General features: G+C 58.4%; 12 protein-coding genes. 6 read left to right on the forward strand and 6 right to left on the reverse strand.

Translation table 11 applies throughout. The features are described 5' to 3' along the window. Positions 1 to 47: 47 nt before the first annotated feature. Positions 48 to 788 (reverse strand): YebC/PmpR family DNA-binding transcriptional regulator, encoded by a 741-nt coding sequence (locus AC2FGE_RS12290; protein WP_480540440.1) that lies wholly within the window; start codon positions 786 to 788, stop codon positions 48 to 50. A gap of 111 nt (positions 789 to 899) precedes the next feature. On the opposite strand from AC2FGE_RS12290, the gene AC2FGE_RS12295 reads away from it, so the two are divergent. The 4 genes from AC2FGE_RS12295 (at position 900) to AC2FGE_RS12310 (ending at position 6,027) form a co-directional block, all read left to right on the forward strand. Further along, positions 900 to 2,672 carry an SLC13 family permease gene (locus AC2FGE_RS12295; protein ID WP_496819498.1) on the forward strand — a complete coding sequence of 591 codons (1,773 nt, stop codon included), beginning with the start codon at positions 900 to 902 and terminating at the stop codon, positions 2,670 to 2,672. Positions 2,673 to 2,688: 16 nt separating this feature from the next. Beyond that, positions 2,689 to 3,423, forward strand: a complete 735-nt coding sequence (locus AC2FGE_RS12300; protein WP_496819499.1) for a glutamine amidotransferase — start codon at positions 2,689 to 2,691, stop codon at positions 3,421 to 3,423. Positions 3,424 to 3,496: 73 nt separating this feature from the next. Continuing rightward, positions 3,497 to 4,354: a bile acid:sodium symporter family protein gene (locus tag AC2FGE_RS12305; RefSeq protein ID WP_496819500.1), complete on the forward strand. Its 858-nt coding sequence runs from the start codon at positions 3,497 to 3,499 to the stop codon at positions 4,352 to 4,354. 11 nt (positions 4,355 to 4,365) lie between these two features. Further along, the gene (locus AC2FGE_RS12310; protein WP_496819501.1) at positions 4,366 to 6,027 is read left to right on the forward strand and encodes an FAD-binding dehydrogenase; all 1,662 of its coding nucleotides are present in this window, start codon (positions 4,366 to 4,368) and stop codon (positions 6,025 to 6,027) included. Positions 6,028 to 6,033: 6 nt separating this feature from the next. On the opposite strand, the gene AC2FGE_RS12315 is transcribed toward AC2FGE_RS12310, so the two are convergent. From AC2FGE_RS12315 to AC2FGE_RS12325, 3 genes are all read right to left on the reverse strand, one after another. Beyond that, positions 6,034 to 6,765, reverse strand: a complete 732-nt coding sequence (locus AC2FGE_RS12315; protein WP_496819502.1) for a YbaY family lipoprotein — start codon at positions 6,763 to 6,765, stop codon at positions 6,034 to 6,036. Positions 6,766 to 6,862: 97 nt separating this feature from the next. Beyond that, positions 6,863 to 8,641, reverse strand: coding sequence for an SLC13 family permease (locus AC2FGE_RS12320; protein WP_496819503.1), 1,779 nt, complete (start codon positions 8,639 to 8,641; stop codon positions 6,863 to 6,865). Positions 8,642 to 8,717: 76 nt separating this feature from the next. Beyond that, positions 8,718 to 9,530, reverse strand: a complete 813-nt coding sequence (locus tag AC2FGE_RS12325) for a TIGR00282 family metallophosphoesterase (RefSeq protein WP_496819504.1) — start codon at positions 9,528 to 9,530, stop codon at positions 8,718 to 8,720. Positions 9,531 to 9,618: 88 nt separating this feature from the next. On the opposite strand from AC2FGE_RS12325, the gene AC2FGE_RS12330 reads away from it, so the two are divergent. Next, positions 9,619 to 9,846, forward strand: a complete 228-nt coding sequence (locus AC2FGE_RS12330) for a putative hemolysin (RefSeq protein ID WP_496819505.1) — start codon at positions 9,619 to 9,621, stop codon at positions 9,844 to 9,846. Here the strand turns inward: AC2FGE_RS12330 and AC2FGE_RS12335 are convergent. Then, positions 9,843 to 10,406, reverse strand: coding sequence for a 5-formyltetrahydrofolate cyclo-ligase (locus tag AC2FGE_RS12335; protein ID WP_496819506.1), 564 nt, complete (start codon positions 10,404 to 10,406; stop codon positions 9,843 to 9,845). The two genes, AC2FGE_RS12330 and AC2FGE_RS12335, sit on opposite strands and share 4 nt — an antisense overlap. Next, positions 10,403 to 11,797, reverse strand: a complete 1,395-nt coding sequence (gene mgtE, locus AC2FGE_RS12340) for a magnesium transporter (RefSeq protein ID WP_496819507.1) — start codon at positions 11,795 to 11,797, stop codon at positions 10,403 to 10,405. Before mgtE ends, AC2FGE_RS12335 begins: the two co-directional genes overlap by 4 nt. A gap of 139 nt (positions 11,798 to 11,936) precedes the next feature. Between mgtE and guaD the strand changes: the two genes are divergently transcribed. Continuing rightward, positions 11,937 to 13,226, forward strand: coding sequence for a guanine deaminase (gene guaD, locus AC2FGE_RS12345; protein WP_496819508.1), 1,290 nt, complete (start codon positions 11,937 to 11,939; stop codon positions 13,224 to 13,226). Positions 13,227 to 13,280 lie beyond the last annotated feature (54 nt).

Genomic DNA, 13,280 nt, shown 5'->3' on the forward strand with positions numbered 1-13,280 from the left:
AAACCCGGCCTAACGGCCGGGTTCGTAAGTTCGAAGAAAGGCGGGCCTCAAAGCTGCGCCATGACCTCGTCAGTGGCTTCGAAGTTGGTTGTAACGCGCTGAACGTCGTCGTCGTCTTCAAGCGCATCAACCAGTTTCATCAGCTTTTGCATATCCTCTAGGCCCAACTCGGTTGTGGTGGTGGGCTTCCAGATCAGCTTGGTCGATTCCGACTCGCCCAGCGCCCCTTCCAGAGCGTTTGAGACATCGTTAAGATCGGTATCCGCGCACCAGATGATATGCCCGTCTTCCGAACTTTCGACATCTTCGGCACCTGCTTCAATCGCGGCTTCGAAAATCGTGTCCGCATCACCCGCATCTGCCGGGTAAATGACCTCACCTTTGCGATCGAACATGAACCCGACCGAGCCGGTCTCGCCCAGATTACCGCCGTTCTTCGAGAACGTGGAACGAACGGTCGAAGCCGTCCGGTTGCGGTTGTCGGTCATGGTCTCAACGATCACGGCCACACCGTTGGGGCCGTAGCCCTCGTACCGGATTTCTTCGTATTCGTCGCCTTCACCCGCAACCGATTTCTTGATCGCGCGGTCGATCACGTCCTTGGGGACCGAGTTCGACTTGGCCTCTTTCACCGCCAGACGCAGGCGCGGGTTCTTGTCGGGATCAGGATCGCCCATCTTGGCGGCCACCGTGATCTCTTTCGACAGTTTAGAAAACAGTTTGGACCGCGCGGCGTCCTGACGTCCCTTGCGGTGCTGGATGTTGGCCCATTTGGAATGGCCTGCCATGGTGCGTCCTCGTCATTCGTAATTGCGTGTTCGGCGCTCATATAGACGTTTGCGGGGGGCGGGATCAAGGGATCGGCTTGCGAGACGCCCCCATGCAGGTATGGTGGCGGCATGACGACAGAACAAATCATTCTTTTCACACTTTTTGCTGCTGTTTTTGGAATGCTGCTATGGGGCCGGTTCCGCTATGACCTCGTGGCTTTCGCCGCCCTGATGATCGGTGTCGTGCTGGGTGTTGTATCGGTGGACAATGCCTTCGCCGGGTTTGGTCATCCTGCAACGATCATCGTTGCGTTGGTTCTGGTCGTCTCTGCCGGGCTGGTCCGGTCCGGGGCGGTGTTCCTGATCACCCGCACACTGGTTGATGCCTCACGCGGTTTGGGCGCCCATATCGCGCTGATGGGCGGGATCGGCGCGGTTCTGTCAGCCTTCATGAACAACGTCGCCGCGCTGGCCCTGCTGATGCCGGTGGACATTCAGACCGCGCGCAAGGCCGGGCGATCGGTGGGACTGTCGCTGATGCCGCTGAGTTTTGCGACCATTCTGGGTGGCATGGCCACATTGATCGGCACACCGCCGAATATCATCATCGCCTCAATCCGCGCAGAAACGTTAGGCGAGCCCTTCAAGATGTTCGATTTTGCTCCGGTTGGCGGTATTGCCGCCATTGCCGGGCTGGCCTTTGTGTCCCTCATTGGCTGGCGGTTGATCCCGAACCGGAGCCAGCAACAAGAAGCTTCTGAAGCTCTTGCTGAATACATCGCTGAACTGACCCTGCCTCCTGACTCCCCGCATATCGGTAAGCGTGTCAGCGAGCTTTATGAGGATGCCGAGAAATCTGATGTCGCCATCATTGGCCTGATCCGCGACGGCAAACGACGCTATGGCCGATCCTCCCACGCTACGCTGAAAGAAGGCGACGCGCTGGTGCTGGAGGCCCGCCCCGAAGCGTTGGACGAATTTCGCGCTGCCCTGAAGCTGGATTTCTCGGACACCCGGCGACAGGAGGTTCTGACCGCCGAGGGCGAAGGGCTTGAAGTGATCGAGGTCGTCGCCACCGAAAGCGCCCGCATTGCAGGTCGCACCGCTCAGGGGTTGGGGCTGGCGTGGCGGCAGAGTACGGTTCTGATGGGTATCTCACGCCAAGGTCGCCAGATCACCGAGCAGGTCCGCAAGACCGAGGTGGAAGCAGGCGATATCCTCCTGCTGCTCTGCCCCCGCGATAGAGGTGCGGATGTGACCGAATGGCTGGGCTGTTTGCCACTGGCACAACGCGGGTTGAACGTAACCGCAAATGAAAAAGCCTGGCTCGCCATTGGCCTGTTTGCGGCGGCCGTTCTGGCGGCTAGCGTCGGCCTGATCTATCTGCCTATTGCGTTGGGATTGGTTGTCATCGCCTATGTGTTGACCAAGATCATGCCGATCAGCGACATCTACAATCACATCGAATGGCCCGTCGTCGTATTGTTAGGGTCAATGATCCCTTTAGGCAGTGCGTTGGAGACCTCCGGCGGGACTGAACTCATCGCGAACGCCTTGATTCAACTGACTAATGGCTTGCCCGCTTGGGCTATTCTAACGGTGCTGATGGTCGTGACCATGACCCTGTCGGATGTGTTGAACAACACCGCCACAGCCATTGTCGCCGCCCCTGTGGGCATCCAGATGGCACGTACTTTGGAAGTTTCACCCGATCCATTCCTGATGACGGTTGCGGTGGCGGCCTCGGCTGCATTCCTCACCCCCATCGGACACAAAAACAATACACTGGTTCTGGGTCCCGGTGGCTACAGGTTCGGCGACTACTGGCGTATGGGATTGCCGCTGGAGATCCTGATCATCGCGGTCTCGATCCCCTCAATCCTTGTCTTCTGGCCGCTGTGACAGGTAAAGGCCGCTTATGAAACGCTTCCTGATCTTGCAACTCCGCCCCGAGGCAGATGCTTCGGATGCCGAATATGCCTCGATTTTGGACAAAACCGGCCTATCGCCTGCGCAGACGCACCGCATTCGGCTGGATTGCGAGGACCTGCCAGAGGGGCTGAATGTCACAGATTACGCGGGTGTCATCGTCGGCGGAGGCCCCGGCTGCGTCAGTGACGATCCCAACACGAAATCAGCGCTTGACGCAAAGATCGAAGGTGCGGTGATGGAGCTTATGCCTCAGATCACCGCCCATGATCATCCGTTCATGGGCTGCTGCTATGGCTTGGGTGTTCTGGCGGCTCATCTCGGCGGGGATGTCAGCAAGGCCCAGTTTGGGGAACCGGTCGGCCCCTCGGCCTGCCGTCTGACAAACGATGGCGCGACTGACCCGCTGACGGCGGGATTGAAGCCAGAATTCGACGCTTTTGTCGGCCATAAGGAAGCCGTGCAGGCCCTGCCCGACGGATGCGTGCACCTCGTTACCTCAGATCCTTGTCCGTTTCAAATGATCCGCTGGGGCCAGAACGTCTATGCAACGCAGTTTCACCCTGAGGCGGACGCAAAAGACTTTGAACAGCGCATCAATATCTACAAGCATCACGGCTATTTCCCACCTGAAGACGCACAAATCCTGATCGATATCTGCAACGCCGCAGATGTCACCCAGCCCGGTGAAATCCTGCGCCGGTTTGTCCAGCGCTACAAGTGACCTAACGGCGGTATTGCCTGCGGCTTTCAAGCTCGCGTAGGCTGATCCGAAACACCCTGGGAAGGAGTTGTTCTTGGATTTGCTTATTAATGTCGGCCTGCCGATCTCGCTGGCCATCATCATGCTATCGCTGGGTATCGGGCTTGAGATCGCGGATTTCCGACGCGTGCTAAGCCGCAAAATCCCCTTTGCCATCGGTGCGGTCTGTCAGGTGATCCTGCTGCCCATCTCCGCATTCGCAACTGTTACCTTGTTTGGGTTTCCCCCTGAGATCGCGGTTGGCTTTATGTTGCTCAGCTTCTGCCCCGGCGGCGTAACCAGCAACATCCTGACCAAATTGGCCAAGGGCGATGTGGCCTTATCGGTCAGCCTGACCGCGGTAATCAGCATTCTGTCGATCCTAACAGTTCCGGTTCTGGCTGCGTGGTCCATCACCTATTTTATGGGAGAAAACGCGCCCGAAGTGTCGATCACCGGTTTGGCTATTGCCATGTTCCTGATCACAACCCTTCCCGTCGCCATCGGCGTCAGTATTCGTAAGTTTGCAACGGAGTTTGCAAACCGCGTCGAAGGCGGCTTGTCGATGCTCGCCTCCATCCTGTTCGTTCTGATCGTCGTGGCGGCGCTGGCCGGAAACTGGCAAACTTTTGTCAATAATCTGGGCATTATGGGCACGGGCTTGATTTCCTTGAATATCGCGCTTTTGCTGATCGGGCTGGGGATCGCGCGTGCCGCAAACCTGTCATGGGCCGAGTGTAAAAGCATCTCAATCGATACGGGCATCCAGAACTCGACGCTGGGGATCACGCTGGCGGCCCTGATCACCAGTACCGACAGCGGGTTCAGCCCGTTGGCCCTGCCATCTGCCGTCTACGGGATCACGATGTATGCGGTCGTGCTGCCATTTCTCATCTGGTTCCGCAAACGCTGAAAGGACCGCTCATGACCAATACCACCGCAGATGCAATTGTCGTTGGTAGCGGTTTGGCTGGGCTGGCCGCAGCAGCCGAGCTGGGCGACCGCGGCAAAAAGGTGATCATGGTTGATCAGGAACCCGAAAGCTTTCTGGGTGGTCAGGCGTTCTGGAGCCTGGGTGGCCTGTTCATGGTCGACACGCCGGAACAACGCCGGATGGGGATCAAGGACAGCCATGATTTGGCCCTGCGCGACTGGATGGGCAGCGCCCAGTTCGACCGCGACGAAGATACCTGGCCGCGCAAATGGGCCGAAGCCTATGTAGAGTTTGCGGCCGGAGAAATGCGGCCATGGCTGCATGAGATGGGTCTTCGCTGGTTCCCGGTTGTCGGTTGGGCCGAAAGGGGTGGGTCATTCGCCAATGGGCATGGCAACTCGGTCCCACGGTTTCATATCACCTGGGGCACGGGCCCGGGCGTTCTGGAGCATTTCATTCGCCGCGTCAAAGACCATGTCAGCGCAGGTTTGATCGAGCTGAAGTTCCGCCATCAGGTCAGCCACATCATTATGCAAAACGGCACCGCCAAAGGTGTATCGGGTGAGGTTTTGGCCGATGACACCGCCCAGCGCGGCGGCAAGACCAACCGTGAAGAGATTGGGGAATTCGAGTGCTACGCACCGTCGGTGATCGTCACATCCGGCGGGATTGGCGGCAATTTCGAAATGGTCCGCAAGAACTGGCCACAAGATCGCCTGGGCAAGCCACCCACAGACATGGTCGCCGGCGTGCCGTTTCACGTAGATGGCCGCATGATCGCCATCAGCGAAAAGGCGGGGGGGCATGTGATCAACGGCGATCGCATGTGGCACTATACCGAAGGTGTCAAAAACTGGGATCCGATCTGGCCTGCTCATGGCATTCGTATCCTGCCCGGACCAAGTTCAATGTGGTTCGACGCGACTGGCAACCGGATGGAACCTCCTTGTCTGCCAGGCTTCGACACGTTGGGGACCCTGCGCGAGATCCTGAAAACCGGATACGATTACAGCTGGTTTGTACTGACGCAGAAGGTGATCAAAAAAGAATTCGCTTTGTCGGGATCAGAACAAAACCCCGATTTCACATCGGGCAGTTGGAAAGAGGTCATCCGGCAGCGCATCTTGTCCGGTTCAAAAGCCACCGCACCGGTCGAGGCTTTCAAGGAAAAGGGTGAGGATTTTGTCGTCGCCAATACTTTGACGGAACTGGTCAGCGGCATGAACCAGTTGGGCGGCGGATTGATTGACGAGGCGCATCTGCGGGCACAAATTGAGGCAAGGGACTCCCAAGTCGACAATCCGTTCTCGAAAGATGCGCAGATGACGGCGATCCTTGCTGCGCGCAACTATCGCGGAGACAAACTGATCCGCACCGCCAAGCCGCACAAGTTCCTTGACCCCTCGAACGGCCCGCTGATTGCGGTCAAACTGCATGTGCTGACCCGCAAAACACTGGGCGGATTGCAGACCAATCTGGATAGCCAGATGATCGGTGCTGACGGGCAAATGGTGCCCGGCCTGTTCGCCGCCGGAGAGGTCGCAGGTTTTGGCGGCGGCGGCTATCACGGCTACAACGCGCTTGAGGGCACGTTTCTTGGTGGTTGTATCTTCTCGGGCCGAAATGCGGGCCGGTCGCGCGCGGTGGCCTGATCTGGATTACTTGCGTGCCAGTTGGATGACCGGCTCACCCGCCCCATCCAGCAGCGCCAATGTATCCCCTTGCCGCGCAAAACTCGTAATGGTTTGCAGCGTTTTCAGAAACTCACGTTCGACCTCATCCAACGGAGGTGGGCACGCCATCAGGGTAGCGGCCATATTGTCCGGAAAGTCGATCTGGTTGCCGGTTATCCCGGCCTGACCCGTGAACCGATTGCACCCGCCAGTACCGGAGAATGCACCGTTCTGTACAAAGTTCAGTTCTGGCCGCCGTTCAGTCTCAACCGGAGCGCCGTTCAGCGTTCCAACAATCCAGTCTGTATTGTCCAGTGAAGGTTCGCTCTGCAGCTGAATCAAGATCAGATCGACCGCATCATCGGCACCGTTCGTCAGAACCGGATAACTGGTATCGGTGGTGAACAGCAGCCTTTGACCCTGCGAAATCGACGCACGAACAATGTAGCTGTGCCCATCCCGGATCAGTGAATCGTCATAGGTCAGCTTAAACTGTGCAGGAACACCTGTCAGTGCATAGCGTTGAGCGGCCAAGGTCACAGCAGGCGCGTCCGCCAGCGAGACATCCTGAAGTTCGACAAACAAGGTGGCATCTGGCGGCACAGCGATCCGTTCACGATAGGTGGCTGATCCTGCGACGGTTCCGGCGATACCCGCCTGACCCATTCCCAGCATCAAAGCTGCTGCAGTACAAATTGCGGTTACTCTCGCAGACATGATCCAATTCCCTCTGCACAATCACATGCACAAAACTTTGTATGTTCGCGTGATTTTACAAGGGCAACCGCAGCGCGGCGGCAAGCTTGCGCCGATTTTACAGAGGCCAGATCAACGGGATCAGTAGCGACGCCAGCAGCCCAACCGTCAGGTTGAGCGGTATACCCACCTTCATGAAATCAGTGAACCTGTACCCGCCCGGACCATAGACCATCATATTGGTCTGGTATCCAATGGGCGTTGCAAAAGACGCCGAAGCCGCAACCATGACGGCGACAACCAAGGGGCGTGGATCCAACCCGACCGCCTGTGCCAACCCTATAGCGATAGGTGTAACCACAACTGCAACCGCATTGTTCGACACCAATTCGGTTAAGACCGAAGTCAGCAGATATACCGCCCATATGATCAGGAAGGGTGGCAATAGCCCAAGCGAAGGCGCGATGGCCTCGACGATCAGCGACACTGCACCCGAAGCATCGAGAGCGGCTCCGATGGCAAGCATAGCGAAGATCAGTGCCAGCAGGCGGCCCTCGACAAAGGAAAAGGCCTCGTCCGCGTCGATGCAACGCGTGACCAAGACAGCTGCGACCGCCAAAATCGACAGCAACAGGATAGGTGCTATGCCAAACGCTGCCAGAGCAACAATCCCAACCAACGCACCAATAGCAATAGGCGCATGGCTACGACGGAATGCACGCGCCGAAGGTTGGGTCACATCGACCATGTCCATATCTGCGGCCAGTTTCTGAATGTCGGCGGGTGAGCCTTCCAACAACAGTGTATCGCCCACGCGCACGACCAGATCATCCAACTGTCGGCCGATATTCTGGTTCCGACGATGAACCGCCAGAACGTAGACACCATAGCGCCGTCGCAGCCTGAGCGCCCCAAGCGTGCGTCCGACCATACGGCAGCCCGGAGTGATCAGAACCTCGACCGTTTTGGTCTCAATCGCCGACACCTGATCAACCCGCTTTAGCTCTTTGTTGCGTTGCAGGCTCAGAAGTTCGGTCATCTCGGTGCGCAGAACAACCCGATCACCCACATTGAGCGTCACGCCTTGCAGATTGCGTCGTAACGATTCATCGCCACGCACAACGTCGATCAGTCGTACACCGGGGCGTTTGAACAACTGCACGCCGGTTACTTCGCGCCCGATCAGGTTACTGTCGGGCGGGATGACGGCCTCGGTAAAGAACTTCATCTTGGACCGATCACTCAACAGCGATGCCATGCTATCCCGATCCGGCAGCAGTCGGGGCGCGATAAAACGCAGGTAGACCATGCCATAGATGACGAGCGCGATCCCCAGCGGGGTGACCTCGAAAATTGTGAAGGGTTGCATGCCCTGCGTGCGGGCAACACCATCCACCAGCAGGTTGGTCGAGGTTCCGATCAGGGTCAGCGTTCCACCCAGAATGGCCGCATAACTCAGCGGAATCAGCAGTTTTGAGGCTGGCACATTCAGCGTGCGCGCAATCTGGACAAAGACCGGGATCATCACAACAACAACGGGCGTGTTAGAGACCACCGCCGAGGCCAGAACCACAAATGCCATAAGCAGGGCGATGGCGATCTTCGGGTTCACTTGCGCCTGTTTCTGCGCGGTCGAGGTGAAGGCATCCAGTGCCCCTGTACGCACCAGCGCCCCCATGATGATGAACATCGCCGCAATGGTCCACGGGGCGGGGTTTGACAGCACAGCCAGCGCGCTTTGATAGGGCAGTATTCCCGTCACCAGCATCAAAGCAACACCACCGATGGCGACAACTTCGGTCGGGTAAACCTCGCGCAGGAACATGACGAACATGCCCGCAACAATCAAAAGCGCCAGAACTGCGCTGCCGGTGTCTGTCAGTGAAAGGAAGTGCATTCGTGGTATTCTGTCCGAACCCTGGCCCAAGCGCCTGATGGGTAGTTTCCCGCATTGCGCGAGGCAGAGCAAGCCTTTACGGAGCCGCCTGCTCTAGCCGCCCACCGACGCGCACCATGCGCACGGTTTTTGCACTGCCGTCCTGATCATTGGTCTCGACAAACACACCGCTGAGCGTTGCTTCGCCATTCGCAGGGGTGAACCGGGCCTTTGGCATACCGGTGATGAACCGGCGCAGCGGCTCGACCTTGTCCATGCCAATGACCGAGTCATAGTCACCGCACATCCCCGCATCCGTCAGATAGGCCGTGCCACCGGGCAGTATCTGTGAATCCGCCGTCGGCACATGCGTATGCGTGCCCACCACAAGGCTGGCGCGTTTGTCGCAATAATGGCCCATCGCCATCTTCTCGGACGTGGCCTCGCAATGCATGTCGACGATGATGGCGTTCGCCTGCCCGCCGCGCGGGTGGGATTTCAGGATCGGTTCTATGGCCGAGAACGGATCGTCAAAAGGCCGTTTCATGAACACCTGCCCCAGCACCTGAACCACCAGCACCTTGCGCCCTCCGGGCGCGTTGAACAGGCGATGCCCCCGCCCCGGCGCGCCTTTGGCAAAGTTCACCGGGCGCACGATGCGCGGTTCTTTCTCGATGAACTGCAGCATATCTTTCTGGTCGAAGGCATGATCGCCCAGCGTCAGACAATCTGCACCCGTATCCAGCAACAGCTTGGCATGATCGCCGGTCAGGCCCATCCCGTTTGACGCATTCTCGCCATTGACCACAACGAAATCCAGCCGCCAGTCGTCGCGCAGACGCGGCAGATGCTGCTGGATAGCCGTGCGTCCCGCGCGGCCCATGACGTCACCCAGAAAAAGTATCCTCATTCCAACCGTCCTAAGTGTGGTCAATGCCAAGCACAAGCGATTAAACTAAGGCCATAGAGCACAAAACCGCATTGGATCGGAGACGTTCATGACCCGCCACCTGATTTACGCCGTCCTGCTTGCCCCTCTTGCCGCCTGCGATCAGCCTTCGGAACCAGCGACTGGGCTGGCCAATCCGGCAGCAACCTTCTGCGCTGAGAAAGGCGGGCAGTACCAGATAGTGGATGGCGAGGATGGCCAAACCGGGACATGCACGCTGCCCGATGGTTCAACGCAGGATGCATGGGAGTATTTCCGGGCCGAGAATATGGGTTAGGTATTGAAGCTCAGAACTCGGCTTTCGGTGACAACCACATCCAAGGGCTGATCGGTGGATTCCAGTGGTAGCCCCTCGGCCTCTTGCGCATCAAAGGCAAAACCGATGGCCAGCGTCGGACGCTTGGCGCGCAGCCCGTCCAGCGTACGGTCATAGAATCCGCCACCATAGCCCAGGCGCCCGCCCTGCGCATCGAAGGCCACCAGCGGAACAATCAGGATTTCGGGGTCGAAGTAGTCGTCAACCTCAGGCACCTTTGCGCCAAAGGGACCGTCTTTCAACGCCCCTTCAGCCGTCCAGCGCGAGAACTTGAGCGCCTGACCGGCGGCTTGAATCACAGGCACACCGACCGGACCATAGGCCGAGGCCTCGGCCATGGTAGGCAACGGGTTGATCTCGGTTCGGATCGGCATGTAGCCAGACAGGGGCACGCCGCGATACCCCGCCAGCACCTCGGACAGGCGTCCCGCAGCGCCGGGCAGGCGCGCGTCAAACGCAGCTTTACGGCGGGCGAAAGCCGCTTTGCGCGCCGCAGCCTTGATTTCAGTCAGATCCGTCACAAAAGCACCACGCTGGCCAGTCCCAAGAAGATGAAGAACCCCATGACATCCGTTGTGGTCGTCACAAAAGTCCCTGAAGCCAGAGCGGGGTCAACACCCAGCCGGTCCAGCACCACAGGTACTACCGTACCCGCAAAGCCAGCAATGATCATGTTCACGACCAAGGCTGATCCAATCACGACACCCAGCAGCGGAGAGTCAAACCACAGCATTCCTACTGTCCCCAAAACAATGGCAAAGCACAGCCCGTTAAGCATGCCCACCAGCAACTCACGCCGGATCACACGCATGACGTTGGCGGCAGTCAGGTCGCGCGTCGCCAGTGCCCGCACCGCGACGGTCAGTGATTGCGTCCCTGCATTACCCCCCATCGAGGCCACAATCGGCATCAGGATCGCCAGCGCCACCAACTGATCGATCGCCGCCTCGAATTGTGAAATCACCAGCGAAGCACAAATGGCCGTGCACAGGTTCACAGCCAGCCAGGGCAAACGCCGACGGCTGGTCGCCGCTACGCTGTCCGAAAGCGAGCTTTCGTCGCTGACACCGGCAAGGCGCAGAATATCTTCCTCGTGTTCCTCGTCGAGCACCACCATAGCATCGTCGATGGTGATTACGCCGACCAGACGGCCATCGGCATCCACGACCGGGGCAGAGATCAGGTGATACTGGTTGAACGCATAAGCCACATCCTCTTCGTCCTGATCAACGGGAATGACATGGAATTCCTCTTCTGTCAGATCATGCAGGGGGACCTCGCGCCGGGTTGCCATCAACTTGCCCAGTGTGACCTGCGCCACAGGTTTCAGACGCGGATCAACCAGAACGACATGGTAAAATTGTTCAGGCAAATCGTCATTGGCGCGCATGAAATCGATAGCTTGCCCAACAGTCCAATGCTCGGGGGCCATAACCACCTCACGCTGCATAAGGCGACCGGCCGAGTTTTCCGGATAGGCAAGCGCCTGCTCCGCCGCAACCCGCTCAGAATCCTCCAGCGCGTCCAGGATGGTTTCCTGCTGTGGTTCTTCAAGGTCCTCCAGCAGGTCAACGACATCGTCGCTTTCCATGTCCCGAACCGCTTCGGCCAAAACGTCGGGGTTCAGAACGTTGATGACCTCTTCCCGGACCGATTCATCCAATTCTGAGAGGATATCGCCGTCAAATTCCCTGTCATATAGACGGATCAGCCGGGCACGGTCATATGGGTTGATCTGTTCCAGAAGGTCGGCGATGTCGGCGGCGTGCAGCGGCTCCATCAGCTCGATCAGCTTGGCCCGATCATCCACATCCACGGCATAGAGAATGGCCGCGACAGTCCGGCGGTCCAGCACATAGACATCCTCGTCAGAGGTCGAGTCACTTACGGGTTCATCAAAGCCTGTCGTCATATCTGCCCCCGTTTCCTCGGTCATTGATCCCTAATTAGAAGAAGCAGCTACCGGAAAACAATGACAATACGCCGATTTACCCGCATCTTTCGCCCGCATATGCTTATCCGTGGCCTCAAACAGCTAGGGAACAGGGCGAATGGCGCAAAAGACGCTTTTGAAAGGGCGCGTTCTAAGTTTTGACGGGTCGCCGTTTGACGGGGAGCCAACCGACGCAACCCGGCTGGATGAGGTCGTGGTGATCGAAGATGGGCGTGTGCAGGCCGTCGGTGCGCTGGACGCCTTGACCGCCGCTCACCCGGGCGCCGAAACCCGAGACTATGGCAACCATCTGATCATGGCGGGGTTTGTTGACCCCCATGTTCACTACCCGCAGACCGCAATGATCGCAAGCTGGGGCAAACGGCTGATCGACTGGCTGAACACCTATACTTTTCCCGAAGAAATGAAGTTCGGCGACATCAACTATGCGACCGAGATTGCGAACCGCTATCTCGATCTGACAACGGCGCATGGCACCACCACCATGTGCAGTTTCTGCACCATCCATCCCGAAAGCGTCGATGCGTTCTTTTCGGTCGCGCAGCAACGCGGACAGCGGGTTGTTGCCGGCAAAACCTGCATGGATCGCAACGCGCCCGAGGGTTTGCTGGACACTGCGCAAACAGCGTATGACCAATCCGAAGCGCTGCTTGAGAAATGGCATCACGTGGATCGTTTATCTTACGCGATCACGCCTCGATTTTCACCCACCTCGACACCTGAACAGCTTGAGGCATTGGGCGCGCTTTGGGCCGAACACCCGCATTGCCTGATGCAAACTCATCTGAGCGAGCAGACGGATGAGATCGAATGGGTCCGATCCCTGTTCCCGAATGCACGGGACTATCTGGATACCTATGAGAAATTCGGTCTGCTGGGTCGAAATGGCCTTTATGGTCATGTCATCCATCTGGAAGACCGCGAACGCGACAGGTTGCGCGAAGTAGATGCAGCGTTGGTGCATTGTCCAACCTCGAACACGTTCATCGGCTCGGGCCTGTTTGACATGAACGGGCTGATCCATGCGGGTCACCGAGTCGGGTTGGCCACCGATACCGGCGGCGGGTCGAGCTTCTCGATGCTGCGCACGATGGCGGCCGCCTATGAGATCGGTCAGCTGCGCGGCCGCCCGCTGCACCCGGCGCAATTGTTGTGGCTGGGCACGGTCGGATCGGCCCGGGCACTGAGGATGGAGGATTGCATCGGCAATATCGCACCCGGAGTGGAGGCGGATCTAGTTGTCATCGACCTCGCCTCAACCGCGGCGATTGCCCAGCGAGAGGCCCATGCGGATGATCTGTGGGAGGCAGTGTTCCCAACCATCATGATGGGCGATGACCGCGCCATTGCCGAGGTCTGGATCGGAGGGAGGCAGGTGGCCTGCTGAATGCGCCTTTGGCGCATGCCGCCGGCGGGGATATTTTAGCCAGATGAAGGACGG

Source organism: Ruegeria sp. YTSA075 (assembly GCF_059610245.1).